Source organism: Kitasatospora sp. NPDC023176, assembly GCF_055560495.1.
The window spans coordinates 93,234-119,221 of sequence record NZ_JBVHIP010000022.1 but is presented as its reverse complement, the minus strand read 5'-3'; the positions used below and the strand labels follow the sequence as shown (position 1 = coordinate 119,221).

Here is a 25,988-nt window from a genome sequence, read left to right as displayed (position 1 = left end):
GTCTGCTGCTCACCGGCGGATCAACCCCGCTTGCGCAGGCTCACCTTGGCCGGCCCGGGCATCGGGGCCTCCGGGTCGCTCGCCAGCCGGACGGCCTCCATCGCCGCGAGTTCGTTCGGCACCCGGGTGCGCGCGCCCAGGCCGAGGAAGCCGCCCTCCTCGTTGGCGTCGGCGACCACGGTGGCGATCTCCAGCAGGAAGGCCCGGAACTCGGCCAGTTCGTCCGGCGCCTGCTCCGCGACGATCCGGGCCGCCGCCCGGACGGTCTCCAGCGCGGGCCCGCGGTACTCGGCGTAGCGGGTGTCGGGGCGCAGCCCGGTGTCGAAGGTCGAGGCGGCCGCGAGTTCCCGGACGAAGCGGCGCGGGTGGGTGGTGCTCGCCCCGCGCAGCAGCTTGACGATCGCGATGACCTCCTCGGGGTCGGCGGCGCCCTCGGCGAGGGCGACCAGCACGCCGGCGGCCATCAGCGCCCGGCCGAGCGTGACCCAGTCCGCCGGGTCGAAGTCCAACTCCCCCGGCCCGTCGGCGACCCGGCCGATCCGCACCACCTGGAAGCCGACGCCGGCGAGCACGGCGGGGATCAGCCGCACCGACTCCACCGTGCGGGCGCGGGCCCGGTCGGACAGCTCCTCCCAGGGCAGGAACGTCGCCCGGCCGTCCCGCTGGCCGGGGACGAGCACCCCGGGTCCGGTGCCCGTCCCGTAGCGGTGCTCGTGTTCGTGCTCCAGCCGGGCCAGCACCTCGGCCTCCTCCTCGGTGAAGTCCTCGAAGCCGCCGACGGCGTCGGGGGCGGCCTGCTCGGAGGTGGGCACCATCAGGCAGCCGACCGCGGCGAGGCGCTCCCCGAGCTGGTGGGCCTGGCGCCGGTTGGCCGTCCGCAGTTCCTCGGGCAGTTCCTCCCAGGGCAGCAGGGCGGGCCGGCTGCCCGCCGCCTCGCCGTCCTCGACCGCCGCCGCCACCCGGCTCTGGTGGATGGCCCGGGCCAGGTGCCGGGTGACCTGGGCGTTGGTGTAGTCGGCCAGGCTCTCGATCACCCGGCCCTGCGCCTCCAGCCGGGCCTTCATCCGGCCGCATTCGTGCAGCACGGCCTCGGCGTCCAGCAGGGTCTGCTCGGCGCGGCGGTCACCGGCCTTTCCCAGCACGTCCTGGCCGACCATGATGACGATCATGAAGATCAGCTGGGCCAGCGTCGACAGGAAGCTCATGAAGGCGAACGGGTACGGGTCGAAGGTCTGCAGCCCCCACCGGGACAGGCCGATCCAGACCACCTGGGTCACGGCCGCCAGGTAGAAGGCCCACATGCTGCCCAGCCGCCCGGTCAGCCAGGCGGCGATCCGCCCGTTGGTCCCGGTGACCTGGTCCAGTGCCTGCGGCGGCTGCTGCACCCGGTGCCGCTGGATCCACGGGTGCGCGCTGGTCTCCAGCAGGCTCACCCCGCGGCCGAGCGCCCGGTCGTGCCGGTCCAGGTGCGCCTGGAGGTCGGCGACGCCGGCGAAGATCGCCTCGGCGTTCTCGTAGGTCTGCACCGCCCGGCGGTCGGCGGCCTGGCCCAGCACCCGCTGGCCGACCAGGATCGCCAGGCAGAGCACCAGTTGGACCACGTTGTCGAGGAACAGCAGGAAACCGAAGGGGTACGGGTCGATCGCGTGCAGCGGCCCCCAGGTCGCCAGCGCCATCCAGCCGCCGACCAGCACCAGGGTGACGTACAGGGCGGGCATCGAACCCACCGCCCGGGTCAGCGCGGCCGCGAACGCGCCGTTCAGGCCGACCTGTTCGTCCGCCATCGCCACCGGCTGCTGCCGTGGCTGGTCGATCCCCGTACCGGCTTCCGTCACGCCCGCTCCTCACCATCGAGTCCGGCGCCGTCGCCGGAGCCGTGTTCATGATGACAGCGGTCGCACGGGCCGGTCGGCCGTTGGACTCCGATCTTGACGCCGCGTCAACGCGGTTCGGGCGGCGGGCGCGTGGAGTTCGACCCGGCCGTGGCGCAGGTGGTTGCGGTGGCCGTCGGCGAACTCCAGGCGCAGGCTGCGGTCGGCGGGGGCGTCCACGACGACGGCGCTCTCGACCGTGCCGTAGGAGGACTCGCGGTAGACCCACACCTGGTCGCCGATGTGGAACTCCGGCGTCTCGGAGACGATCACCGTGCCCCACCTCCTCTCTCACCGGTCTGTACGGATGCGAGCGGCGGAACGCTCAGTGGCCGCGCGGTCGCTCGGAGGCGCTGGGGCCGACCGGCCGGTCCGGGGGGCGTCGGTGAGGCGGGAGAACACACTGCTCGCGCGGACGGTGCGGGGGTGGTCCACCGGACCGCAGCCGACGGCGGCGGACTCGGCGTGGGATCCCGGGCCGTGGCGGGTGACGGGCGGCGGCGGGCTGGGGACGGGCGCGGAGCCGTCCACCGCCGCGCCCGGCCGCCGCCCGGGTACCGGTGCTCGGGTACGGGTGCTCGGGCGGCGGCGGACAGGTCCCCGGGTCAGGCGTGGGCGGCGGCGCACTCCGGGTGGCCCCAGCTGCTGCCCACCTTGGTGATCTTGTCGCCCTTGGCGTACGGGCGGCTGCACGGGCAGGTACCGGGGAAGCGGGCGTTCAGGGTGCGCGAGCCGCCGGTCCGCTTGGCGGCGCCGGTGCCGGCGCCGGTGCTGCCGGCGGCGGTGGCGGGGCGGGCCTTGGGCGCCTTGGGTGCCTTGGCGGCCGCGGTCGGGTCGGGCACCGGGAGGTCGGCGGCCGTCCCGGCGGCGGCCTGCTGGGTGCGGGCGGCGTCGCTGGCGGCCTTGTCGGCGATGGCGTTCAGCGGGTCGCCGTCCACCTGGTGGGCGGGGACGTACACGAAGGAGACGTCCCGGCCCTCCAGGAGTTCGTCGATCCGCTGGATCAGCTCGCGGTTGGCCACCGGCTTGCCCGCGGCCGTCTTCCAGCCGTTGCGCTTCCAGCCCTTGAGCCACTTGGTGACCGAGTCGCGGGTGTAGGTGCTGTCGAGCCGGACCTCCAGCGGGACGGCCGGGTCGGTGGCGGACAGCAGCTGCTGAAGCGCCGTCAGCTCGCCGATGTTGTTGGTGCTGTGCCCCAGCGGGCCGGCCTCCCAGCGCTGGGGCGCCCCGGCGCTGTCCGCGACCACGTAGGCCCAGGCCGCCGGGCCCGGGTTGCCCTTGGCCGCTCCGTCACACGCTGCAATGACTCGTTCCACCATGCCCCCGATCATGCCTGGTCAGGCCGCTCGGAGCCAAAGTGGGCCGCCGCCCCCCAGGTCAGTGGCCCAGGAGGTCGCCGGCCCAGCAGGTCAGTGGCGCAGCAGGGGCAGCAGCAGCGCGGCGGACCAGCTGAAGTCGGTGGAGTTGCGGCCCGCGCCGGTCAGCGGGTCGTAGTTCTCCCGGACCGGCCCGTCGCCGCTCAGGCCCTCGGCGGTGGCGAGCAGGCGTTCCACCGCCCGGCGGGCGTCCTGGTCCCAGCCGTGGCCGCGCAGGCCCTCGATCGCGAAGTAGGTCTGGTCGAGCCAGGCCAGGCCGCGCCAGTAGCCGGCCGGGTCGAAGGCCGGCGAGCTGCGGGCGACGGTCGGGAAGGGCATCGGGGTGCCGAACTCCGCCGGGTCGAGCAGCAGGGTGCGCACCGTACGGGCCTGGGCGGGGGCGGCGCTGCCGGACCAGAGCGGGATGGCGCCCTCGATGCCCCGGCCGCGGGCGGTGAGCCGGGCGCCGCTGGCGAGGTCGGTGTCGTGGAACCAGCCGGTGGCCGGGTCGTACATGGTGGCGCGGATCGCGGCGTCGATCCGCTCGGCCTCGGCGCGCAGCCGGTCCGCGGCGGGGCGGTCGCCGAGTTCGGCGGCGATCAGGGCCAGGTGGCGGTGGTCGGCGGCCAGGTAGGCGTTGAGGTCCACGGAGCGCTGGGTGAGCGACCAGCCGAGCAGTGCGCCCTCGGCGTCCCGGTTGGGGACGACGGTGGCGGCGTCGAAGCGCGGGGCGTTGTCCATGCCGGACTCCCAGGCCGCCGCCTGCCGGCAGTCCTCGGGGGCGGCGTTGGCCGGGTCGACGGTGGCGCCGTATTCGCACAGCCCCTCGCCGAGGTGGTCCCGGGTGCGGTACCACCAGTCCTGGTAGGCGGTGAGCTTGGGCAGCAGCTCGCGCAGGAAGGCCCGGTCGCCGCTGCGCCGGTAGACCTCCCAGACCGCCCAGGCGGCCAGTGGGGGTTTGGAGTTGCGCTCGTTCCAGTTGCCGCCGCCGGTGGACGGGTCGTTGTAGAAGACGCAGTCGGGGAGCATTCCGGCGTCCTGGGGGCGGTCGGGCGAGTCCGGCCCGATCTGGTGGTCGAAGACGGCCCGGATCTGGTCGGCGGCGAGGCCGGGGGCGAACAGGGCGGTTCCGACGGCCTGTTTCCAGGTGTCCCAGGCCCAGACGCCGCTGAACCACTTGTTGGACAGCGACGGGGTGACGGCGTCGTGCCGGATCCTCCCGGCCGGGCTGCGCCAGTTGGTGACCAGGGTCTGCACGCACTTGACGGCGGTGCGGCGGCGGGCGGGCGGGACGCCCTCGGTGGCGCGGGCCAGGTACCCGGCCCAGCGGGCCCGCCCGGCCGCGACGGTCCGTTCGGGGGCGCGCAGCGCCGCCTCGGCCTCCCCGGCGGCGCGGGCGTACTCCTCGGCGGCGAAGGTGTAGCTCTCGGTCCAGTCCAGGGTTCGGCTCGCGCCGGGCGACAGCCGTACGGGGTCGGCGAGGTCGGTGCGGTGGCCGTCGCCGGTCAGCGTGACGCGGACGGGCTGGGCGTGCCGGACGGCGAAGCGCTCGGTGCCGTCGGTCAGGTAGTCCCAGGTCCGGCGGACCCGGGCGAAGCCCACCTCGATGCCGTGTTCGGCGGCTCGCAGCCGGGGTGCGTCGTGCTGGGGACCGTCGGCGGGGCGCAGCAGGGTGCCGGTCCAGGCGACGGCCAGGGTGCGGGCGGTACGGCCGGTGTTGGCCAGGCGGGCGCGGAGCAGCGCGGTGCGGTTGCCGGCGAAGCGCAGTTCGAGGGTGAGGGTGAGGCCGTCGCCGAGGGCGTAGGACTGGCGGAGCAGTCCGGGCAGGGCGATGAGGGCGGGAGCACCGCCGGCGGTGAGGTCCACGGGCCGGCCCTGGTCGGTGAGGCGCAGGCGGGTGAGGCCGTCGCTCAGCCACCAGGGGTACTCCTGGGCGAGGTGCAGCGGGCCGGTGAAGCCGCCGAGTTGGTCGCCCGGGCGGGGCAGGGCGTAGGCGTGCCAGGCACCGAGGTCGGCGAAGACGGTGATCGGGTTGTTGTCGCCGGGGTAGGCCTGGGTGGGGGTGCCGTGCAGGTCGAGGACGTCGGCGTAGCGTTCGGCGTCGATGCTCTCGTCGGCGTGGGCGGCTGCTGTGGCGGCTGGTACGGCGTCGGCGGCTGGTACGGCGAGGGCGGTGCCGGTGGCCGTCAGGGCGGAGGCGGCCAGGAAGTGGCGGCGGGTCAGCGGGTTCATGCGCGCTCCTCGGTGGCGGGCAGGCGGATGACGGCGGCGCCGAGCGGGGCGAGGGTGAGGGTGTGGCCGGTGGTGGTGCCGGTGAGCAGGTCGGTGCCGGGGCGCTCCAGCGGGATCCGGCGGTCGGCGGGGCCGTGGTTGAGCAGGAAGAGGTACGCGGTGCCGTCGGCGGCGTGGCGGCGGGTGGCCTCGACGCCCTCGGGCAGGCCGGGCAGTTCGGCGCCCGCTCCGGCCTCGGCGAGCGCCAGGTCGAGGACCCGGCCGACGTCCGGGCCGAGGTGGCAGCCGAGGTACCAGGCGCTGCCGGCGCCGTGGCGGTGGCGGGTGACGGCGGGCCGGCCGGTGAGTTCGCCGGTGGTGTAGCGGGCGAGGGTCTCGGCGCCTTCGGGTTCGATCCACTCGCTCCAGTGCTCGGCGCGCAGGTCCACGCCGTCGAGGCGTACCCCGGTGGTGTCACCGTCCGGGATCGGCCAGTGCTCGTCCACCACCACGCCGAGCAGTTCGCGCAGCGGGCCGGGGTGGCCGCCGGGGTGGATGTGGTCGTGCCGGTCGGTGATGCCGCTGAACGGGCCGCAGACCAGGTGGCCGCCGTCCCGGACGTAGCCGGTGAGGCGGTCGGCGGTGGCGGTGTCGAGCAGGTAGAGGTTGGGGGTGAGCAGCGCGCGGTAGCCGTCGTAGGCCGCGCCGGGCGGGAGGAAGTCGACGGTGACACCGCGCCGGTGGAGGGCGGCGTACCAGGGGCGGAGCAGGTCGGGCCAGCGCATCCGGGCGGAGGGGTGGTCGTCCAGTTCCAGTGCCCACCAGCTGTCCCAGTCGAGCAGGATGGCGACCCGGCCGTGGATCCGGCTGCCGGCGAGTTCGCCGAGGCGGCGCAGTTCGGCGCCGAGGGCGACGGTCCGCTGCCAGCCGCGGGCGGCGGTGCCCCGGTGCGGCAGCATCGCGCTGTGGAACTTCTCGGCGCCGGCCACCGAGGCGCGCCACTGGAAGTGCAGGAGGCCGTCGGCGCCGCGGGCCAGGGCCTGGAGCGACCAGAGGCGGTACAGCCCGGGGCGCTTGGGGACGTTCACCGGGCGCCAGCTGACGGCGGAGGGGGCCTGTTCCATCAGCAGCCAGGGCCGGCCGGCCTTGAGGGAGCGCATCAGGTCGTAGTTCATGGCGGCGTTGACGTGGGCGTGCGGGTCGGCCGGGTCGGGGTAGGCGTCGTCGGAGACGAAGTCCTCGTGCCGGCTCCACTCCCAGTAGTCGAGGGCCTTGAGCATCGACATGAAGTTGGTGGTGACCGGCACTCCGGGTGAGAGTTCGTCGAGTACGGCCTTCTCGGCGCGGTGCAGGGCGAGCAGGGCGTCCGAGCAGAACCGCCGCCAGTCCAGCTGCTGGGTGGGGTTGACCGGGCCGGGTGCGGTGCGCGGCGGCTCGACCTGGTCGAAGGAGTTGTACCGCTGGGACCAGAAGGCCGTCCCCCAGGAGCGGTTCAACTCCTCGACGGTGCCGTGCCGTCGGCGCAGCCAGCGGCGGAAGTCGGCGGCGGACTCGGCGCAGAAGCACTCCTGGACGTGGTCGCCGTACTCGTTGTGGATGTGCCACAGGGCGAGCGCGGGGTGGTCGTGGTAGCGCTCGGCGAGCATCCGGGTGAGCCGGACGGCGGCGGCGCGGTAGACCGGGGAGGACGGGCAGTAGTGCTGGCGCGAGCCGAACTCCAGCCGGACGCCGTCGGCGGTGACGGGCAGCAGCTCGGGGTGGGAGCGGACCAGCCAGGCGGGCGGGGAGGCGGTGGCGGTGGCCAGGTCGACGGCGAGGCCGTGCCGGTGCACGAGGTCGAGCAGCCGGTCCAGCCAGCCGAAGTCCCAGCTGTGGGAGTCGGGTTGGAGCCGGGCCCAGGAGAACACGCCGACGGTGACCAGGTTGACCCCGGCCTCGGCCATCAGCTTGACGTCCTCGGCCCACACCTCCTCGGGCCACTGCTCGGGGTTCCAGTCCCCGCCGTACAGCAGGCCGGGCACACGGGTGAGTCGGTCCATTCGTGCGTCATCCCTTCAGTGCTCCGCCGAGCAGGCCGGCCACGAACTGCCGCTGGAAGAGCAGGAAGAGCACCATCAGCGGGAGAGTGGCCAGGAAGGAGCCCAGCATCAGGCCGGAGTAGTCGACATGGGTCAGCCCGGTCAGCGTGTTGAGCGCGACCGGCACGGTGTACCTGTCCTGGGTGTCGAGCATCAGCAGCGGCCAGATGAAGCTGTTCCACTGGCCCATGAAGGTGAAGATGACGAGCGCCCCCAACTGCGGCCGCACGCACGGCAGGACGATCCGGTAGAAGGTGCGCAGCTCGCCCGAGCCGTCGATCCGGGCGGACTCCAGCAGTTCGTCGGGGAAGTCCAGGAAGCTCTGGCGCATCAGCAGGATGCCGAAGGAGTTGGCGAGGAAGGGCAGGATGACGGCCTGGTAGCTGTCGATCCAGCCGAGGCTGGCCATCATCTGGAACAGCGGGACGAGCAGCACCTGGAGCGGGATCATCATGGTGGCCAGGACCAGGCCGAGCAGCAGGCCGCGGCCGCGGAAGCGGTACTTGGCCAGCCCGTAGCCGCACATCGCGGACAGCAGCGAGCTGAGCAGGGTGTGGACGACGGCGATGCCGAGGCTGTTGAGCATCACCCGGCCGAAGCCGATGCTCTGCTGGAGGTGCACCAGGTTGCGCAGCAGCTCGCCGCCGGGCAGGAACGGCGGTGGGGCGTGGAAGAGTTCGGAGCTGCTGTGGGTGGCGGCGATCAGCATCCAGGCGAAGGGCAGCAGGCTGGCGACGGCGCCGAGGGTGAGCAGGGTGAGGACGGCGGCGCGGCCTAGGAGTCGTCCCCTCATCGGCGGCGTTCCCTTCCGTAGAGCCGGAACTGCAGCAGCGAGACCGCCGCGATGATCAGCACCACCACCCAGGCGATGGCGGCCGCGTAGCCGAAGTCCAGCTGCTGGAAGCCGACCTTGTACAGGTAGACCACCGGGGTGAGGGTGGCGTCGCCGGGGCCGCCGCGGGTCAGCACGTAGTTCTCGTCGAAGAGTTGGAGGGTGCCGATGGTGGAGGTGATGACGCAGAACAGCACCACCGGCCGCAGCTGCGGCAGCACCACCCCGGTGTAGGTGCGCACGGTGCCGGCGCCGTCGAGGGCGGCGGCCTCGTACTGGTCGCGGCCGATCGCCTGGAGTCCGGCGAGCAGGATGACGGCGTTGTAGCCGGTCCACCGCCAGGTGACCGAGCCGATCAGTGAAATGCGCGCCCAGGTGGGCGAGTTGAGCCAGTCGACCGGGCCGAGGCCGAGCGCCTGGAGGAGTTGGTTGGCGAGGCCGCCGTCGGTGCGCAGCAGCACCTGGAAGACGACGGCGTAGGCGACCAGGGTGGTGATCGCGGGCAGGAAGAAGACCGCCCGCCAGCCGGAGCGCAAGCGCAGCCAGGACTGGTTGAGCAGGACGGCGAGCACCAGGGCGAGGCCGATCATCACCGGCACCTGGACGGCGAGGATGAGCCCGGTGTTGACCAGGGAGTGCAGGAAGGCCGGGTCGTCCAGCAGCCGGCGGTACTGGTCGAGGCCGACGAAGACGTCCACGCCGTCGCGGCGGGCGGTGAGGCTCTGGTAGAGGCTGGCGCCCAGGGGGTAGGCGAAGAAGAGGGCGAACAGGGCGGCGGTGGGGCCGGCGAACAGCCAGACGGCGGTGCGCGGGCGGCGGCGGCCGGGGGCCCGGGCGGTGCGGGTGGCGGGCTTGCGCAGGGCGGCCGGGGCACTGCTGGTCATGGCGCCCGCCTCCTAGGAGACCGTGGGGCGGCCGGTCGCGGTGGCGATCTGGCGGGCCGCGGAGCGCAGCACGGTGCCCGGGTCGGCGCCGTTGTGGAGCACCTGGTTGACGGCGGTGGTGACGATGTCGCCGGCCTTGGCGTCGTCGGAGGTGCGCTCGACGCCGGGGATGGTGCGGGCGAGGTCGGCGAAGAGCTTCATCGCGGGCTGGCCGCCGTAGTAGGGCGAGGGCTGCTGGAAGTACGGGTCGTCCAGGGCGGGGAGGTAGGCCGGGAAGAGGCCTTCGTGCCGCATCATCGAGGCCTGGTTGGCCTTGTCGGTGAGCAGGTAGGAGAGGAAGCCCCAGGCCGTCTCCGGGTTCCCGCTCTGGGTGGTGACGCACAGGGTGGAGCCGCCGCTGTTGGAGGTGCGGCTGCCGCCGGGGGTGAAGGCGGGCAGCGGGACGACGCCGAACCTGCCGGAGAGGTCGGCCATGTCGCCGGTGAGGGTGCCGTCCCACCAGGCGGCGGTGGGGGTGGTGGCGGCCTTGCCGTCGTGGGTGCCGGAGACCAGGCCGTCCCAGCCGTCCTCGAAGTCGACCAGGCCGCGGTCGACGAGTTGCTTCAGCAGGGCGAGCGCGCGTTCGGCGGCGGGGGTGGCGACGGCCACCTTGCCGTCGGTGAACCAGGACTGGCCCTGCTGCTGGAGCAGTTGGCCGAAGAAAGTGTCCTTCTTGGCGTCCAGGATGAGCAGCTTCTTGCCGGTGGCGTTCTTCAGAGTGGTGCCGGCGGCGAGGTAGTCGTCCCAGGTGTTCAGGCCGGCGGGGTCGATGCCGGCCTGCTGGAAGTGGTCCCGGCGGTAGAACAGGGCGCACGGCCCGCTGTCCCAGGGCAGTGCGAGGACGCGGCCCTTGGCGTCGGTGACGGTGCGCCAGGTGGCGTCGGCGAACTGGGATTTGAGGCTCGCGGCCCGGCTGGTGAGGTCGACCAGGGCGTTCGGGAAGTTGCCGATGTAGCTGGGGATCCGGCTGCCCTCGACGGTGAGGATGTCGGGCAGTCCGCTGCCGGCGCCGAGCCCGACGGTGATCTTGTCGTAGGCGTTGTCGTAACCGATGTCGACGACGTCGACGGTGGTACCCGGGTGGGCCTGTTCGAAGGTCTTGCCGAGCCGCTGCATGGCCTTGGCCGCGACGTCCCAGGACCAGATGGTGATCTTCCCGCCGAGGGTGGCGCTCGGGCTGCCGCCGAGCTGCTTGGCGCTCGGGCCGCCGGCCCCACCCGTGGCGCAGCCGGCGGAGCCGGCCAACAGCAGTGCGCCGCCGGCGAGGCCTGCGCCGAGGAACCGGCGGCGGTCCAGGGCCGGGCCGAATCCGCGCTGTCCACGGGCGAGTTGAGGATTTCTGTGCCGGGTTGGTGCGGACATCTTGCCTCCCGACTGGTGAATGCCGAATGCTGTATACAGAACTCAGCATGCACAGTGCCGTCAAGGCTTCCGACCGAAATCGCGGAAGGTGACACGATGCCCGCACGCGTTCCCCGAACCCACCCGTACATCCCCAACTCCGCCCCGGCCGTACGGGATTCGATGCTGGCGGCGATCGGCGCCAAGGACGTCGAGGAGTTCTACGCCGACATCCCCGCCGACCTCCGGCTCGACCGCCCGCTGCGACTGCCCGCCCCCTTCGACTCCGAGGCTCGGCTGGTCGCCCACCTGGAGGAGCTGCTCTCCCGCAACTCCGCGGTGCCGCCCGGCCGTTCCTTCCTCGGCGCGGGCTGCTACCGGCACCACGTACCCGCCGTGGTCGACGAGATCGTCAACCGCAGCGAGTTCCTCACCGCCTACGCCGGGGAGCCGTACGAGGACCACGGACGCTTCCAGGCGCTGTGGGAGTACCAGTCGCTGATGGCCGAACTGCTGGCCGTGGACGTGGTCAACGTGCCGACCTACGACGGCTTCCAGGCCGCCGCCACCGCGCTGCGGATGGCCGGCCGGGCCACCGGGCGGCGGCGGGTGCTGCTGGTCGGCGAGACCGACCCGGACCGGGTGTCCCGGATCCACGACTACGTGCGGGGCGTACACCCGGTGGAGCCGGTCGCCGCCGAGCCGCAGGCCGTCCGGGCCGCACTCGCGGGCGGCGACGTGGCCGCCGTGTACGCGCAACTGACCGACTACAGCGGCCGGGTCGACCCAGAGCTACCGACCTACCTCGAACTCGCGCACACGGCAGGCGCGTTGGCCGTGGTGCACGCCAACCCGCTCAGCCTCGGCGTGCTCGCCCCGCCCGCCACCTACGGCGCCGACCTCACCTGCGGCGACCTCCAGCCGCTCGGCATCCACCCGAGCTACGGCGGCGGCAACGCGGGCTTCATCGGCTCGGCGGACGACCCTCGCCTGGTCGCCGAGTACCCGAGCCGGCTGTTCGGCCTCACCCCGACGGAGGTGCCCGGCGAGTACGGCTTCGGCGACGTGGCGTACGAGCGCACCTCCTTCGCTGTACGCGAGGAGGGCAAGGAGTGGGTCGGCACCGCCGCCGCCCTGCACGGCATCGCCGCCGGGGCCTACCTCGCCCTGATGGGCCCGCACGGCATGCGCGAGATCGGGGAGACGATCCTCGCCAACACCGCCTACGCCCGGCAGCGCCTCGCCCGGGTGCCCGGGGTGGACCTGGCCGACCCGGAGGCGGTGCACTTCGCCGACTTCACCGTGCGCTACCCCGACGGGCCCACCGCCGCCGAGGTCTCCGCCGCCCTGCTCGCCCGAGGCCTGCACGGCGGCACCCCGGCCGGACCGCACGAGGGCCGCTACTGCGTCACCGAGCTGCACACCCAGGCCGACATCGACCACCTCGCCGACGCGCTGGAGGAGATCGTCACATGACGGACCGTCAGAACACCGCAGCTGCGCGGATCTCCGCCAAACCCGCCCTGCGCCGCTTCCACCAGGCCCGCTGGGACGAGAAACTGGTCTTCGAACTCGGCACCCCCGGCGAGCGCGGCGTGCTGCCGCCGCTGCCCGAGCCCGGCGTCACCGCCGCCGTCGGCGACCCGGCCGACCTGCTACCCGCCGCGCTGCGCCGCACCACCCCGGCCGCCCTGCCCGAACTCGGCCAGCAACAGGTGCTCCGGCACTACCTGCGGCTCTCCCAGGAGAACCTGGGCGCCGACCTCAACGTGGACGTCGGCCAGGGCACCTGCACCATGAAGTACAGCCCCAAGGTCAACGACACCTTCGTCCGCGACCCCCGGATCGCCGCCCTGCACCCCGCCCAGGACCCTTCCACCGTCCAAGGGGTGCTCGAACTCGTCCACCGGCTGGAGCAGTTGCTCAAGGAGATCTCCGGCATGGACCGGGTCAGCCTGCAGCCCGGCGCCGGCAGTGCCGCGATCTGGACCAACGTCTCGGTGATCCGCGCCCACCACGCCGCCCGCGGCGAACTCGCCCAGCGCGACGAGATCATCACCACCGCCTTCTCCCACCCCTCCAACGCCGCCTGCGCCAGGACCGCCGGGTTCACGGTGATCACCCTCCACCCGGACGCCGACGGCTACCCCGACATCGAGGCGCTGCGCGCGGCCGTCGGCCCCCGGACGGCCGCCCTGCTCATCACCAACCCGGAGGACACCGGCATCTACAATCCGCGGATCGCCGAGTTCGTCCGGATCGTGCACCAGGCCGGCGGCCTGTGCGCCTACGACCAGGCCAACGCCAACGGCATCCTGGGCATCACCCGCGCCCGCGAGGCCGGCTTCGACCTGTGCCACTTCAACCTGCACAAGACCTTCTCCACCCCGCACGCCTGCGGCGGCCCGGCGGCCGGCGCCTGCGGCGTCACCGCCGAACTGGCGCCCTACCTGCCCGGCCCCACCGTCGAGTTCGACGGCAAGCGGTACCGACTGGACGACGACCGGCCGGAGTCGATCGGCAAGATCCGCCCCTACCTCGGTGTCGTCCCCAACCTGGTGCGCGCCTACGCCTGGATCATGTCGCTCGGCGCCGAGGGCCTGCGCACCGCGGCCGAGACCGCCGTGCTCAACAACAACTACCTGATGCACCAGGTGCGGAAGATCCGCGGCGTCTCCGTCCCGTACGCCGAGGGGCGGCCGCGGGTCGAGCAGGTCCGCTACAGCTGGCAGCGGCTCAACGAGGACACCGGCCTGCACAGCGAGGACCTCGGCTACCGCGCCGCCGACTTCGGCACCCACTACTGGACCAGCCACCACCCGTACATCGTCCCCGAGCCGATGACCCTGGAGCCCACCGAGTCCTACTCCCGCGCCGACCTCGACGAGTACGCGGCGATCCTCGCCGAGGTCGCCCGCGAGGCGTACGAGGACCCGGAGACCGTCCGCACCGCGCCGCACAACTCCACCGTGCACCGGATCCGGCACGAGCCGCTGGACGACCCGGAGGTCTGGGCCGTCACCTGGCGTGCCTACCGCCGCAAGGTCCTCGGCGAGCAGCCGTGACCGGACCGCTGGTCGGGCTGGTGGTCAACCCGGTCGCCGGACTCGGCGGCCGGGTCGGCCTCAAGGGCAGCGACGGCGCCGACGTCCAGCGCCGGGCCCTCGCACTCGGGGCCCGCCCCGAGGCCCCGCACCGGGCCGAACTGACGCTGCGTCAACTCCGGGGCGTCGAACTGCTCACCGCCGCGGGCCCGATGGGCGCGGAGGCAGCCGCCGCGGCCGGCCGCTCCGCGCGGGTGGTGCACCGGCCCGCCACCGCTGTCACCACCGCGGCCGACACCCGGGCCGCGGTGCGCGCCCTGGTCGCGGCCGGCGCCGAACTGCTGCTGTTCTGCGGCGGCGACGGCACCGCCCGGGACGTCCTGGATGCCCTCGGCCCGGACCCCGGGGTGCCCGTGCTCGGCATCCCGGCCGGCGTCAAGATGCACTCCGCCGTCTTCGCCGTCCACCCCCGCGCCGCCGCCGAGGTGGCCACCGCCTGGGCGCGCGGCAGCGCTCGCCTGGAGACCGCCGAGGTGGTGGACCGGGACGAGGCGGCGCTACGGGCGGGCCTGGTCCACACCCGCCTGTACGGCCGGCTGACCGTCCCGGTGCTGCCCACCCGCGTCCAGCAGCGCAAGACCGGCAGCTCCGGTGCCGATCCGTCGGACGTGGGCGGGATCGCCGCCGAGGTCGCCGACCGGGTCGGGCCCGACGGGCTGCTGCTGCTCGGCCCCGGCAGCACCACCCACGCCGTCGCCACCGCACTCGGCGCCCCCGAGGTCAGCCTCACCGGCGTCGACCTGCTGCGGCTGCGGCCCGACGGACCACCCCTGGTCCTGCTCCGGGACGCCCGCGCCGACCAGCTGCGCGACCTGCCCGCCACCCCCTGGACAGCCCTCTCCCCCATCGGCGGCCAGGGCTTCCTGCTCGGACGCGGCAACCAGCAGCTCACCCCCGAACTGCTGCGCGCCACCGGCCGGGAGCGCCTGCTGGTCCTCGCCACCGAGGCCAAACTCGCCGCCCTCGCGGGCCGCCCGCTGCTGCTGGACACCGGCGACCCACACCTGGACGATGCCTTCTCCGGGCACGTCCGGGTGATCACCGGCCGGCACTCCAGCGCCGTCTACCGCCTCTCCGCCTGACCCCGGACCGCCTGACCGCTCGCCCCCGGACCGCCTCACATTCTCAGGGAGCCCCCATGATCGACCTCCACGGCAAGCGCGCCCTCGTCACCGGCGCCGCCTCCGGCATCGGCCGGGCCACCGCCGCCCTGCTCGCCGAACTCGGCGCGGCCGTCGTCCTCGCCGACCTGGACGCCGAGCGCGGCGAGCAGGCGGCCAAGGAGACCGGCGGCACCTTCGTCCGCTGCGACGTCTCCCGACGCGCCGACTGCGAACAGGCCGTGCGCACCGCCGTCGCCCACCACGGCGGCGTGGACGTGCTGTTCAACAACGCGGGCATCATCCGCCGCTCCACCGTCACCGAGATCAGCGACGAGGACTGGGACGTGGTGATGGCCGTCAACGTCCGCTCGATCATGCTGCTCAGCCGCCTGGTCGTCCCGCTGATGGCCGCGAACGGCGGCGGCAGCATCATCAACACCGGCTCCGGCTGGGGCATCAAGGGCGGCGGCCGGGCGATCTCCTACTGCGCCTCCAAGGGCGCCGTGGTCAACATGACCCGGGCGATGGCCATCGACCACGGCCCGGACAACATCCGGGTCAACTGCGTCTGCCCCGGCGACACCGACACCGGCATGCTCGCCGAGGAGGCCCGTCAACTCGGCGAGAGCGCCGACGCGTTCTACGCCGACGCCGCCGACCGCCCACTCGGCCGGATCGGCCAGCCCGGGGACATCGCCCGCACCGTCGCCTTCCTGGCCAGCGACGCCGCCGCCTTCGTCAGCGGCGCCGTCATCGCCGTGGACGGCGCCGGAACCGCCTGACCGGCCGCACCGTCCGGCCCGAAGAGAGGCCCGAGGAGAGGCCTGACAGAAGGCCTGACGAGGGGTCGGACGGCGGCCGGTACTCTACGGGACGAACGAGGAAGGGAAGCCCGATGGCGATCGAGCGGCGTCCGCTGCGCGAGCAGGTGAAGGACGAACTGCTGGAGCAACTCGGCCGCGGCCGGTTCACCCCCGGCGAGTCCATCAACGAGGTCCAGCTCGCCGAGGAACTCGGCGTCAGCCGAACCCCCCTGCGCGAGGCCCTGATCAGCCTGGAACGCGAGGGCATCATCACCAGCGAGCGCGGCAAGGGCTTCCGCTTCGCCCCCACCGGCAAACAGGAGTTCCTCGACCTCACGGCCATCGTGATCGCCCTGGAGTCGCTCGCCCTGCGCACCTGCGACCCCGCCCAGCTGTCCGCGATCGCCCCCCGGCTGCTCGCCGAGGCCCGCGCCTTCTCCGCCCCGCAGGCCCCGCACGGCACCATCGAGCGCTACGACGACGCCTGGCACGCCCTGCTGCTCTCCGGCTGCACCAACACCCGGCTGCGCGAGATGATCGACTCGCTGAAACTCACCCTGCACCGCTACGAGCGGGTGGTGGTCGGCGACCACGAGATCCTGGAACGCGCCGCCGAGGAGCACGAACGCATCGCCCAGTGCCTGCTGGACGGCGACATCGACCAGGCCGTCATCGCCCTGGAGGCCAACTGGACCAGCGGGATGGAACGCATCCTGGAACGCCTGCCCCCGGTCGGCACGCGCTAGTACGGCAACGGTGGGCGGTGTCCGAGCGGACGCCGCCCACCGTAGCGGTTCAGCCGTCGCGGTTCAGCCGCAGCGGTTCAGCCGTCGCGGCGAGGCACCACCGCGGTGGTCACCCGGTGGACCAGGGCCTCCAGCGGGCCGCGGCGGAAGAAACGCCGCCACAGCACCGAGCCGGCCAGTGCCGCCACCGCGAACAGCAGGTACGGGACCAGCGATTGCGGTGCGTGGCCGAAGCCGCCGGGGCCCGTACCGAGGAAGCGGCTGGTGATCACGTCCTGGACGAAGTACCAGGTCATCGCCATCGAGCCCATCGCGGCCAGTGGCCACAGCACCCGCTGCCAGACCCGCCGGTCCGTCAGCAGGAGCAGTCCGCCCAGCAATGCGAGGGACACCCCGATCATCCAGACGATCTGCAGCGCGCTGTACTCGGCGATGCCCGGGCCCGGCTTGGACATCGCCCACAGCTCCGCCCAGGGCACCTTCGGCATCGGCGGCGGCTCGGGCAGCGCCGGCGGCACGTCCGGGAGCGCACCGTCGGCGCCCACCGGGACGGGCGGCATCGGCGGGGGCGCCATCAGCTCGCCCTGGAACCGGTCGATCGCCGCACCCAGCCCCAGCGGACCGAGCGTCAGCCAGGAGGCCAGCCAGCCGCCGACGGCGATCCCGGCGCCGGTGACCGCCATGCGCACCCGCACCGCGCGCTCGCCCAGGTCCAGCCGGCCGATCGCCAGGCCCGCCAGCAGCAGGGGCAGCGCGTAGAACGTGTCCACGTTGAACAGGTACGACTGGAACACCGCCGGCCACTCGCCGGGGTGCACGAGCACCGCCAGGCCCTGCGGCAGCTCCGGCGCGCCGGGCCCGACCGGCGGCAGGAAGCCCCAGTCCCGGCCCTGGTTCGCCCGCAGGATCTGGAACACCGGCGCGGCCACCGCGCACACCCCCGCCGCGGCGAACAGCGGGCGCGCCCGCACGCGCGTCCACGGCAGCAGGAAGAGCAGCCACCCGGTGTAGGCGGTGATGATGTTGCCCTTCCCCGACACCTGCTCAAGTGCCAGGCCCAGCAGCAACAGCACCCCGGCCCGCACGGCGATGCGCCCCCGCGCCCGCCGCATCGCCGCCCCGGCGAACGACCGGGCACCGCCGGTCATCAGCGCGACCGACACACCCGCCAGCAGGAAGAACACGCTGCGGGCGCGGGTGTCCAGGAATCCGTTCAGCCACTCCAGCACCCCGGGCCAGGCCTGCCCGGGCGGTGTCGGCTCCAGCCAGCCGGTCGGCACGAAGTGCATCCACACCATCCCGAACACCGCCAGGGCCCGCAGCACGTCGACCGCCACCAGGCGACCACGCGAGGCCCGCTTCCCCTCCACAGCACGACGCCGGACGGCCCTCGTGGTCCGTTCCGCCAACGGCTCGGTGATCACGGCAACTCCTTCGAACGACATCAAGGCGTCGCCACGCTAGGAAGCCGGTATCAGCGCGCTTCCACCGCAACATGACCGTTTCGTCACAGGCCCACCGAGCGGCCCCTCCGGGCCCACGCGGCCTACGCCGCCGACGCCTTCCCCGCGCTGCGCGCCCGGGCGGACGTCCCGGCCGACGTCGAGACGCTGGTCGGACACGTCCTGCCGTTGGAGCCCATCTGGCGGGTGCTGCCCTGAAGTCGGCCGGACGGCCCCGGACGATGGGACGACAATGCCGTACGTCGGTACACGTCGAAGTTTCATGACGGAATCCGGACGGGAGAGAGAACTACACTCCCCGGTAAAGCAGATGAGAATCCATTTCGAGGCCGCGAACGGCTTCCCCGGCCCCCGTTCACCTTTCCCATCGCCTCGGTGAACCGGGCCAAGGGCTCCGCCGAACGCATCCGGGAGGTCCACGCGCTGCCCGTCGAGGACAGCGCCCCCGCCCCGATCCGACGTGCCACCCCGTCGCCGAGGCCGACCACGGCCCCCGCACCCGCACCCGCACCCGCACCCGCACCCGCACTGGAGATCCGCGACCTCCGGTTCGGCTACCGCCCCGACGCACCCGTCCTCCAGGGGCTCTCCCTCACCGTGCCCCCGCACGCCCTCGTGGCGCTGGTCGGCCCGTCCGGGGCCGGCAAGTCGACCACCTTCGCCCTGATCAACCGGTTCTACGAGCCCTGGAGCGGCACCCTCCGGATCGACGGACGGCCAGCCGCCGACCTCGGCCTCGCCGAATGGCGCTCCCACATCGCCTGGGTCGAACAGCACTGCCTCCTCCTGCACGGCACCCTGCGGGACAACCTCTGCTACGCCGCCCCGGAGGCCACCGACGAACGGCTCTGGCAGGTCCTCGACCTCGTCAACCTCACCCGGAAGGTGGACCGCCTGCCGGAGGGCCTCGACACCGAGGTCGGCGAACGCGGCGTCCGGCTCTCCAGCGGCGAACGGCAGCGGATCGCCATCGCCCGCGCCGTCCTCGCCCGCCCCCGACTGCTGCTGCTGGACGAACCCACCGCCCACCTGGACCCGGCCAACGAGGCCGCCCTGACCGTCACCATGCACAGCCTCCGCAAGGAGTGCGCCCTCCTCGTCATCGCCCACCGGATGTCCACCATCGAGGCCGCCGACAGTGTCGTCATGCTCGCCGACGGCACCACCTCCGCCGCCGGCACCTACCCCGAACTCCTGCGCACCCACCCGGACTTCCGTCGGCTCTCCGGGCAGCGTCAGTAGGCCCACGGAGGGCGTGCCGAGGGGCTGTCCGGCCCCGGGTCGGTCGACCCCTCGGTCCCGCGACGGCCCGGGCGGGGTGTCAGGTGCTCCTCTTGGCGGTGCCGCAGCAGCGGGTCGGCTGTTGCCTCGGTGGACGAACCTGGGTGCCGGCCCCACCACTCACGGCGGGGCCGGCACCCAGGATCCTCATGAGCCGGCTAGATATTGGGGTTGATCGGGCGGTCGCTGTCGGAGTGGTGCCAGTCGAACTCCTGGGTCGCCCCCGCCCCGGCGTTGCGCCCCAGCGTCCAGAGCGCGTAGGAGGACCTCGGGCCCTGGTTACCGACGTAGGTCAGGCAGGCGCCGACGGCGTTGCACACGCTGCGGTCGGTGTTGAACGTCCACCGCTGGTTGGGGTCACCCGCGTTGCACCCCACAGCCTTGGCCCCCGGGCTGTCGGACGGGCCGCTCGGAACGTGGCCCCACAGACACCGGCCGTCGTTGGTGCTGTGGATGAGGCCATCCTCCGCGACGAACCAGAACTGGTTCCAGGCGCCGTCGCACGGGCGGAGCACGACCGGCCGGCCGTCGCCGTTGGTCTGCCGGTACTCGTCCATGCAGTAGTAGGTGCCGTTGGGGCCGCCGCCGGCCGGGCGGGCGAGCGCCGCGAGGTAGCCGTAGGCGTAGGGCTGCGGGTTCGCCGGGTCCGCCTGGGCGGCGGCGGCCGGCAACGAGACGCTCAGGCCGATCGCGAGTGCCAGGGCCGAGATGATCTTTCGGGCGGACTTCATGAGGTCCGACACCTCCCTCTCTGACGTCAGTCACATCTGCTGGGAGCCGCCATCCTGGCAATACGGGTGCGAACTTGGGCAGCATTCCGAACGATCCCGAACAAGCGAGGGTGTATGGATCCCGCCAGATGATTCACATCAGTTGACATCAACCCCCCGGCACACAGAGGCTGTTCACGCAGGCCCGGCGTAGGGAGGACGGAGTTTTGACCAGGTCACCCATGCGCACGGCGGCGATCCCGTGCACCTGCCGGGCAGCCGAAGCCGGCCCCTCGACGGCACCGACCCGTTCACACTCCCTGGACGAACTGGCCGAGTTCCTCACCCTGCTCCGGGAGGAGGCCGGCAGTCCGTCCTTCTCGACCATCGTCCGACGGATCAGCTCCGCCCGGGCGGCTCGCGGCGTCCCGGCGGAGGAGCGCACACCAGGACGGATCACGGTGTACGACTGCTTCCGCAGCGGACGCCGACGCCTGGACGTCGAACTGCTCGCGGACATCGTCCAGGCCCTCGGCGCGGACCCCGGCCCCTGGCGCGACGCCTACCGCACCGCGGCCGGCTCGCCCCCCTTCCGTCCGGCCTTCCGGCAGCCGGACCCGACCCCCGGGCCCCACCCGGCCGGCTGAGCGGCAACTGCCCGCGGTGGCGAGAGGATTCACCCCCGGCTCAGGGCGGAAGCGGAGTTCCACGGTGCCGCGGACGACGATCAGGTGGCCGTCCGGCCCGTCCCAGCGGCCGCGGGGCGCGAAGCCGAGGCGGCCGTAGAACTCCTGCGTCTCATCCAGGTCCCGGCTCGGGAGGCACCGCGGACTCGTCCATTCCGCCACCCTACCCGTCACCCGGCAGACGACTTGACGTAACGTCAGAACCCGGCGCGCAGGATTCTGACGACGTACGAGAAGAGGATGCGACATGCCCCGCCCAGCACACATCGCCATGGTGAACATCCCGGCACACGGCCACGTCAATCCCAGCCTGGACCTGATCCGGGAGCTGGTCACCCGTGGCCACCGGGTCAGTTATGTCAACGACCCGTCGTTCGCCGAGCAGATCGAGGCCACCGGAGCCCGGTTCGTACCCCATGACACGGGCCTGACGGTCCTCCAGGGAGCGGTCGCCCCCGGGACCAATGTGCACGGCATGATCTTCGGGGAGGCGCAGGCGATGCTGCCCCGTCTCCGGGAGGCGTTCCAGGACGACCGGCCCGACCTCGTCCTGTACGACTTCATGGCGTACGCGGGGCGGGTCCTGGCCGATGGCTGGGGCGTGCCGTCCCTGCTGATCTCGCCGTCCAGGGTCGCCCCGCCGAACCCCGACGCGGAGCCGTACCGGACGGTCATGAAGACCCTGGAGGCGGAGGGCGTTCCGGAGCGCTTCGCGCAGTGGCTGGCCGACAACGGGGTACCACCCCGCGACATCTTCACGTACATGCTGAAGCCGGACCGCGGGATCTCGCTGATCCCGCGGGCGCTCCAATCCCGGATCGACCAGGTCGACCCGGAGGTCTTCTCCTTCGCCGGGCCCTGCCTCGACAACCGGGAGCACCAGGGGAGTTGGACCCGGCCGCAGGACGCGGGGAAGGTGCTGCTGGTCTCCCTCGGCTCCGCCTTCACCCACCAGCCCGCCTTCTACCGCGCGTGCCTGGAGGCCTTCGGCGATCTGCCCGGCTGGCACGTCGTGCTCCAGGTCGGCAGTGCGACCGACCAGGCCGAGCTGGGCCCGACCCCGGCCAACGTCGAAGTGCACGCGTGGGTGCCCCAGTTCGCGGTGCTCCAGCAGGCCGACGCGTTCATCACCCACGCCGGGATGGGCGGGTGCAGCGAGGGCCTGTACTGCGGGCTGCCCATGGTCGCGGTGCCGCAGGCCGCCGACCAGTTCGAGAACGCCGACCGGCTGGTCGAACTCGGCGTCGCACGCCGGCTGGACACCGCCCTCGCCACCCCTGCCGCTCTTCGCTCCGCCGTGCTGGAGCTGACCACCGACCCGGCGGTGGCGGCCCGGCTGGCCGAGCTGAGCGCGGAGGTCCGCGCGGGCGCCGGCGCGCCCAGGGCCGCCGACCTGGTCGAGGCCGCGCTGGTCTGACCAGGCTCACGGTCCGAGCAGGCGTCCGCCACCGCCCGTGCTTCCGGGCGGTGGCGGACGTCATCACGTACGCGCTCTACGATCCGGCGTCGGCCTGACGACCCGGCCTCACCTCAGATGCCGGTCGTAGAACCGGCCCCCGTCCTCCTGCTCGAACCACGGAGTGCCGACGTGCCCGCCCATGTTGGCGTGCATCGTCTTCTCCGTGCTGCCGAAGGCGTCGAAGAGGTCCAGGGCCCGCTGCCGGGGGTTCCCGTCGTCGTCCCACTGCAGCAGGAACAGCAGCGGAACGGTGACCTGCCGGGCCTCCTCGCGCAGGGCGCGGGGCACGTAGCCCCCGGCGAAGAGGCCGGCGGCCGCGATGCGCGGTTCGGTCGCCGCCAGCCGGATGCCGAGGGCGGTCCACCCCGAGTACCCGACCGGACCGCCGATCCCGGGCAGTTCGAGGACGGCGTCCAGGGTGCTGAGCCACTCCGGGGCGGCGTTGTCGACCAGCGGGCCGACGAGGGACTCGAAGATCTCGTCGACCGGTTCGCCGGCCTGCATCGCCCGGCGCAGCTCGGCGCGGGTCTGGTCGGTGGCGGCGGACCGGGGGCGTTCGCCGCAGTCGGGGGCGTCGATGGTCACCACCGCGTAGCCCTGCGCCGCGGTGTACCGGGCCCGGGCGACCAGCCGGGGCTCGTGCCGGGGCAGGCCGTTGTTGTGGGCCATCAGGATCAGCGGAGCGGGGGCAGCCTCGGGCGTCCAGAGGGTGCCGGGGATCTCGCCGAGGGTGAAGTCGCGTTCGAGGACGCCGTTGTCGTGGCGCAGCTCGGAAGTGAAGTGCATGGTCGTGCCTTTCGGGAGTGCTCGTGAAGGCGCTCCCGGACGACCTATCGCCCGACCGTGACCCCGGAGGGAAGCACCCATGTCGATATCGCGTTCACGGGTACCACCTCCTTGTTCTCTCGCACGGCCTCCGGAAAGGTAGCACCGGCCGCCGGGGTCCGCCAAACGGTTTTTCGCGGCGCCCGGAGCCGGGCGTCGGGCCCTGGACGAGGTGCCAGGCCCTGGACGAGACGTCAGGCTCTGGACCAGGCGTCAGGCGCTGAAGGCGGCGAGCAGCTTGTCGGTGAGGCGGTCGAGGTAGTCGGGGGCGGTCGGGGTGTGGGTGACCGCGAGCCGCCAGTAGAGCGGGCCGGCCAGGAGGTCGAGCGCGAGCTCCCGGTCCACCTCGGCGGGGAGTTCACCGCGGCCGACCGCCCGCTCCAGCAGCTCGGCGGCCTTGCCGCGCCGGGTGTCGCGGACGGTGCTGAACAGCGCCTCGGCGAGTTCGGGGTTGCGGCCGCCCTCGGCGATCAGGTCGGGGATGATCCTGGCGGGGAGCCGCTGGTTCAGCGCGTCGGCGACCTCCGTGAGGAAGGCGAGGACGTCGCCGCGCAGGGTTCCGGTGTCGGCGTTCCCGGAGGCGTCGACGGCGACGGCGGAGACCAGGTCGACGGTCATCTCCAGCTTGGAGGTCCAGCGGCGGTAGATGGCCGCCTTGCCCGCGCCGGCCCGCTTGGCGACCGCCTCCAGGGACAGCCGGGCATAGCCGGCCGCCGCGAGTTCCTCGAAGAACGCGGCGGCGATCGCCTCGGTCACCGAGTCCTGGAGGACCGGCCCGCCGGGCAGCCTGCGCCCGGCGGTACGGCCGCGGGCGGGGGCGTGGGCGGGGGCCGGGGCGGAGGCAGAGCCGGGGGCGGGAACCGGGGGCTGGGGCGTGGAGGAGCTGGGCATGCCCCGAACCTACACGAGGCGGAACGGTTGCGTCTCGTCTAGCAGAGGTCTATCGTCGACATCGAAGGCGAGACGGAACCGTTCCGTCTCGACTAGAGATCCGGGGTGCACCATGCGATTCCTGTACGAGGACGAGTCGTTCTCCTTCGAGGCGCTGCGCGCGGCCGGCTTCGCCAACGACGGCGGCGCCGACCTGGGCGAGGTCCTGACCACCCTCCGCAAGGTCGGCGAGGGCGACGAGGAGGCCTGGCTTCGCGAGTGGAAGAACACCGCGCAGCGCGTCCACGCCATCGGCACCCGCGCCCTCACGGCCGGCCACCGGGTCAGCGCCCGCGAAGCCCTGCTGCGCGCGTCGAACTACTACCGCACCGCCGAGTTCTACCGCCGCGACGACCCCGCCCACGACCCCGAGGTCAAGACCCTCTCCGCGCTCTCCCGCGAGACCTTCGCGACCGCCGCGACACTGATGGACACCCCCGTCGAGGCCGTCCGCATCCCCTACCAGGACACCAGCCTGCCCGGCTACCTCTTCCTCGTCGACGACTCCGGCCGCCCCCGTCCGACCGTCGTCTTCACCAGCGGCTTCGACTCCACCCTGGAGGAGGCCTACTTCGTCATCGGCGCGGCCGCACTGCGCCGCGGCTACAACGTGCTGGCCTACGACGGCCCCGGCCAGGGCGCCGTCCTCCGCGAGCAGGGCCTGGCCTTCCGCCCGGACTGGGAGGCCGTGGTCACCCCCGTGATCGACTACGCGCTCACCCGCCCCGAGATCGCCCCCGACCGGCTCGCGCTGCTGGGCTACAGCCTCGGCGGCTACCTCACCGCCCGCGCCGCCGCCCACGAACACCGGCTGGCCGCCCTGATCCTGGACGACGGCCTGTACGACTACCACGACGCCCACACCCGGCTCATGCCGCCGTTCCTGCGGGAGTGGGTCGAGACCGGGCGCGACGACCTCGCCGAACCCGTCCTGGACCTGCTCATGCAGGCCAGCACCCAGCTCCGCTGGGCCCTGCGCAACGGCGTGTGGGCGTTCGGCGCCGACTCCGTCGCGGACTACCTCCGCCGCACCGTCGACTACACCCTCGACGGCGTCGCCCACCTCATCGACTGCCCCACCCTCGTCCTGGACGCCGAGGACGACCAGTTCTTCCGCGGCCAGCCCCAGCGCGTCCGGGCCGCACTGACCTGCCCCCACACCCTGATCACCCTCCCCGAGGCCGAGGGCGCGGGCGAGCACTGCCACATGGGTGCCATGGCACGGTTCCAGCAGGTCACCTTCGACTGGCTCGACACCACCCTCGACCCGGCATCCGCGCCCACCGTCTGACCCGGCGGAACCCTCCCCCACCGCCACCCCCGGTCAGCCGCCCTCGATCAACCGGCCTCGTCCTGGGCTCGCCCCCGGTCATGCCCGGTCCCTCGGACAGGCCGTCGCTCAGGGCCCTGCGTGCTGGTCCCGGTCCGCGCCGTGTGACCGGCTTCCACCGGTCCCCCCGGGGACCTCCACAAGCCGGCCGCTCCGGCAAAGGAATCTCCCCGGCTCCGCCCGCCCCCGGGCTGACCTGGCAGGATCTCCCGCCATGACGCACTACGGGACGCCCGGGCAGCAGACTCCCGGGCAGCCGCACCGCCGAAACGGCCGGGCTGGCCGGGCCGGCGATCGGCAGGGGAAGAACGACGCGCCGTGGCCGCGGCGGCCGCTGTTGACGGCGCTGTGGATCCCGGCGGCGGCCGTGCTGCTGCCGCTCGGCGGGGCGCTCGGTGCGTTCGGGCCGTGGTTCCTCGTCCCGTCGCTGGGGCTGGTCCTCGCCGGGGCGATCGGTCTGATCTACACCCTGGTGTGCCTCTGCCAGTCCGGGGTGCTGCGGGTTGTGGCGCTGGCGCTGCTGGTGGCCCCGCTGGTCGCGGTGCCGCTGCTGAGCATGAACACCACCCAGTCCACCGTGCTGTCGATGCGCGGCACGACCCACCCGGGCACCGTCGTCGCCGTCCGGGTGATCCACGGCAAGACCACCAGCTACTCGTGCGCCGTGCGCTACGACGGTGCCCCGGAACGCACGGAGTCCGTCAGCTGCGGCTCCGCCGACACGGCGGGCGAGCGGGTCAGCGTCACCGAGGACCCGGACGGCCTGGTGGACCCGGAGTTCACCGAGTCCGCCGAGAACCCCCGCTTCGACCTCGCCATGGTGGGCACCGCCGACGTCTCGCTGATCGTCATCTCCGCGGTCGCGGCCGGCGTCGGCGCCCTGCTGTACCAGCTGCGCGAGCGCCGTAATCGTGTTGCACGGGCATCGGCGTAGCGG

22 protein-coding genes are annotated in these 25,988 nt (G+C 73.1%); 10 read left to right on the top strand and 12 right to left on the bottom strand.

Annotated features, from left to right (window positions below):
• Positions 1-20: 20 nt before the first annotated feature.
• The 8 genes from ACZ3YL_RS26940 to ACZ3YL_RS26905 all read right to left on the bottom strand — a co-directional run bounded on the left by ACZ3YL_RS26940 (position 21) and on the right by ACZ3YL_RS26905 (position 10,632).
• Positions 21-1,835, bottom strand: a complete 1,815-nt coding sequence (locus ACZ3YL_RS26940) for a DUF1003 domain-containing protein (RefSeq protein WP_465660141.1) — start codon at positions 1,833-1,835, stop codon at positions 21-23.
• A gap of 45 nt (positions 1,836-1,880) precedes the next feature.
• The gene (locus ACZ3YL_RS26935) at positions 1,881-2,144 is read right to left on the bottom strand and encodes a hypothetical protein (protein WP_465660140.1); all 264 of its coding nucleotides are present in this window, start codon (positions 2,142-2,144) and stop codon (positions 1,881-1,883) included.
• Positions 2,145-2,476: 332 nt separating this feature from the next.
• On the bottom strand, positions 2,477-3,190 hold the full coding sequence (locus tag ACZ3YL_RS26930; RefSeq protein WP_465660139.1) for a ribonuclease H family protein: 714 nt from the start codon (positions 3,188-3,190) through the stop codon (positions 2,477-2,479).
• 90 nt (positions 3,191-3,280) lie between these two features.
• On the bottom strand, positions 3,281-5,458 hold the full coding sequence (locus ACZ3YL_RS26925; RefSeq protein WP_465660138.1) for an MGH1-like glycoside hydrolase domain-containing protein: 2,178 nt from the start codon (positions 5,456-5,458) through the stop codon (positions 3,281-3,283).
• A complete protein-coding gene (locus tag ACZ3YL_RS26920) occupies positions 5,455-7,476 on the bottom strand; it encodes a beta-galactosidase (protein WP_465660137.1) in 2,022 nt (673 codons plus the stop codon). The genes ACZ3YL_RS26925 and ACZ3YL_RS26920 overlap by 4 nt, the downstream gene beginning before the upstream one ends.
• Before the next feature lie 7 nt (positions 7,477-7,483).
• Positions 7,484-8,308, bottom strand: a complete 825-nt coding sequence (locus tag ACZ3YL_RS26915) for a carbohydrate ABC transporter permease (RefSeq protein ID WP_188304250.1) — start codon at positions 8,306-8,308, stop codon at positions 7,484-7,486.
• Positions 8,305-9,231: a carbohydrate ABC transporter permease gene (locus ACZ3YL_RS26910; protein ID WP_465660136.1), complete on the bottom strand. Its 927-nt coding sequence runs from the start codon at positions 9,229-9,231 to the stop codon at positions 8,305-8,307. The genes ACZ3YL_RS26915 and ACZ3YL_RS26910 overlap by 4 nt, the downstream gene beginning before the upstream one ends.
• Before the next feature lie 12 nt (positions 9,232-9,243).
• Positions 9,244-10,632, bottom strand: a complete 1,389-nt coding sequence (locus ACZ3YL_RS26905; protein WP_465660135.1) for an ABC transporter substrate-binding protein — start codon at positions 10,630-10,632, stop codon at positions 9,244-9,246.
• Between the two features lie 96 nt (positions 10,633-10,728).
• Here ACZ3YL_RS26905 and gcvPA point away from each other — a divergent pair, with 96 nt between their 5' ends.
• From gcvPA to ACZ3YL_RS26880, 5 genes are all read left to right on the top strand, one after another.
• Positions 10,729-12,087: an aminomethyl-transferring glycine dehydrogenase subunit GcvPA gene (gene gcvPA / locus ACZ3YL_RS26900; RefSeq protein WP_465660134.1), complete on the top strand. Its 1,359-nt coding sequence runs from the start codon at positions 10,729-10,731 to the stop codon at positions 12,085-12,087.
• Positions 12,084-13,676: an aminomethyl-transferring glycine dehydrogenase subunit GcvPB gene (gcvPB, locus tag ACZ3YL_RS26895; protein ID WP_465660133.1), complete on the top strand. Its 1,593-nt coding sequence runs from the start codon at positions 12,084-12,086 to the stop codon at positions 13,674-13,676. Before gcvPA ends, gcvPB begins: the two co-directional genes overlap by 4 nt.
• Complete coding sequence (locus ACZ3YL_RS26890; RefSeq protein WP_465660132.1) at positions 13,673-14,797, top strand: ATP-NAD kinase family protein; 1,125 nt, start codon at positions 13,673-13,675, stop codon at positions 14,795-14,797. The genes gcvPB and ACZ3YL_RS26890 overlap by 4 nt, the downstream gene beginning before the upstream one ends.
• 56 nt (positions 14,798-14,853) lie before the next feature.
• Entirely contained in the window at positions 14,854-15,600 is a 747-nt protein-coding gene (locus ACZ3YL_RS26885) for an SDR family NAD(P)-dependent oxidoreductase (RefSeq protein WP_465660131.1), read from the top strand.
• 113 nt (positions 15,601-15,713) lie between these two features.
• Entirely contained in the window at positions 15,714-16,367 is a 654-nt protein-coding gene (locus ACZ3YL_RS26880; RefSeq protein WP_188304244.1) for a GntR family transcriptional regulator, read from the top strand.
• Positions 16,368-16,444: 77 nt separating this feature from the next.
• Here ACZ3YL_RS26880 and ACZ3YL_RS26875 read toward each other — a convergent pair whose 3' ends face one another.
• Positions 16,445-17,791, bottom strand: a complete 1,347-nt coding sequence (locus ACZ3YL_RS26875; protein ID WP_465660130.1) for a DUF418 domain-containing protein — start codon at positions 17,789-17,791, stop codon at positions 16,445-16,447.
• 414 nt (positions 17,792-18,205) lie between these two features.
• Between ACZ3YL_RS26875 and ACZ3YL_RS26870 the strand changes: the two genes are divergently transcribed.
• The gene (locus ACZ3YL_RS26870) at positions 18,206-19,072 is read left to right on the top strand and encodes an ABC transporter ATP-binding protein (protein WP_465660129.1); all 867 of its coding nucleotides are present in this window, start codon (positions 18,206-18,208) and stop codon (positions 19,070-19,072) included.
• Between the two features lie 197 nt (positions 19,073-19,269).
• On the opposite strand, the gene ACZ3YL_RS26865 is transcribed toward ACZ3YL_RS26870, so the two are convergent.
• The gene (locus ACZ3YL_RS26865; protein WP_465660128.1) at positions 19,270-19,842 is read right to left on the bottom strand and encodes an RICIN domain-containing protein; all 573 of its coding nucleotides are present in this window, start codon (positions 19,840-19,842) and stop codon (positions 19,270-19,272) included.
• A gap of 206 nt (positions 19,843-20,048) precedes the next feature.
• On the opposite strand from ACZ3YL_RS26865, the gene ACZ3YL_RS26860 reads away from it, so the two are divergent.
• A complete protein-coding gene (locus ACZ3YL_RS26860) occupies positions 20,049-20,468 on the top strand; it encodes a hypothetical protein (RefSeq protein ID WP_188304240.1) in 420 nt (139 codons plus the stop codon).
• A 286-nt stretch (positions 20,469-20,754) separates the two neighbouring features.
• Positions 20,755-21,924 (top strand): macrolide family glycosyltransferase, encoded by a 1,170-nt coding sequence (locus ACZ3YL_RS26855; RefSeq protein WP_465660127.1) that lies wholly within the window; start codon positions 20,755-20,757, stop codon positions 21,922-21,924.
• 108 nt (positions 21,925-22,032) lie between these two features.
• On the opposite strand, the gene ACZ3YL_RS26850 is transcribed toward ACZ3YL_RS26855, so the two are convergent.
• Together ACZ3YL_RS26850 and ACZ3YL_RS26845 are read right to left on the bottom strand one after the other, a co-directional pair.
• The gene (locus tag ACZ3YL_RS26850; protein WP_465660126.1) at positions 22,033-22,752 is read right to left on the bottom strand and encodes a dienelactone hydrolase family protein; all 720 of its coding nucleotides are present in this window, start codon (positions 22,750-22,752) and stop codon (positions 22,033-22,035) included.
• 252 nt (positions 22,753-23,004) lie between these two features.
• On the bottom strand, positions 23,005-23,682 hold the full coding sequence (locus ACZ3YL_RS26845) for a TetR-like C-terminal domain-containing protein (protein WP_188304237.1): 678 nt from the start codon (positions 23,680-23,682) through the stop codon (positions 23,005-23,007).
• Positions 23,683-23,794: 112 nt separating this feature from the next.
• Here ACZ3YL_RS26845 and ACZ3YL_RS26840 point away from each other — a divergent pair, with 112 nt between their 5' ends.
• Together ACZ3YL_RS26840 and ACZ3YL_RS26835 are read left to right on the top strand one after the other, a co-directional pair.
• Positions 23,795-25,012: an alpha/beta hydrolase family protein gene (locus ACZ3YL_RS26840; RefSeq protein ID WP_465660125.1), complete on the top strand. Its 1,218-nt coding sequence runs from the start codon at positions 23,795-23,797 to the stop codon at positions 25,010-25,012.
• Positions 25,013-25,265: 253 nt separating this feature from the next.
• Positions 25,266-25,985, top strand: a complete 720-nt coding sequence (locus ACZ3YL_RS26835) for a hypothetical protein (protein WP_465660124.1) — start codon at positions 25,266-25,268, stop codon at positions 25,983-25,985.
• Positions 25,986-25,988 lie beyond the last annotated feature (3 nt).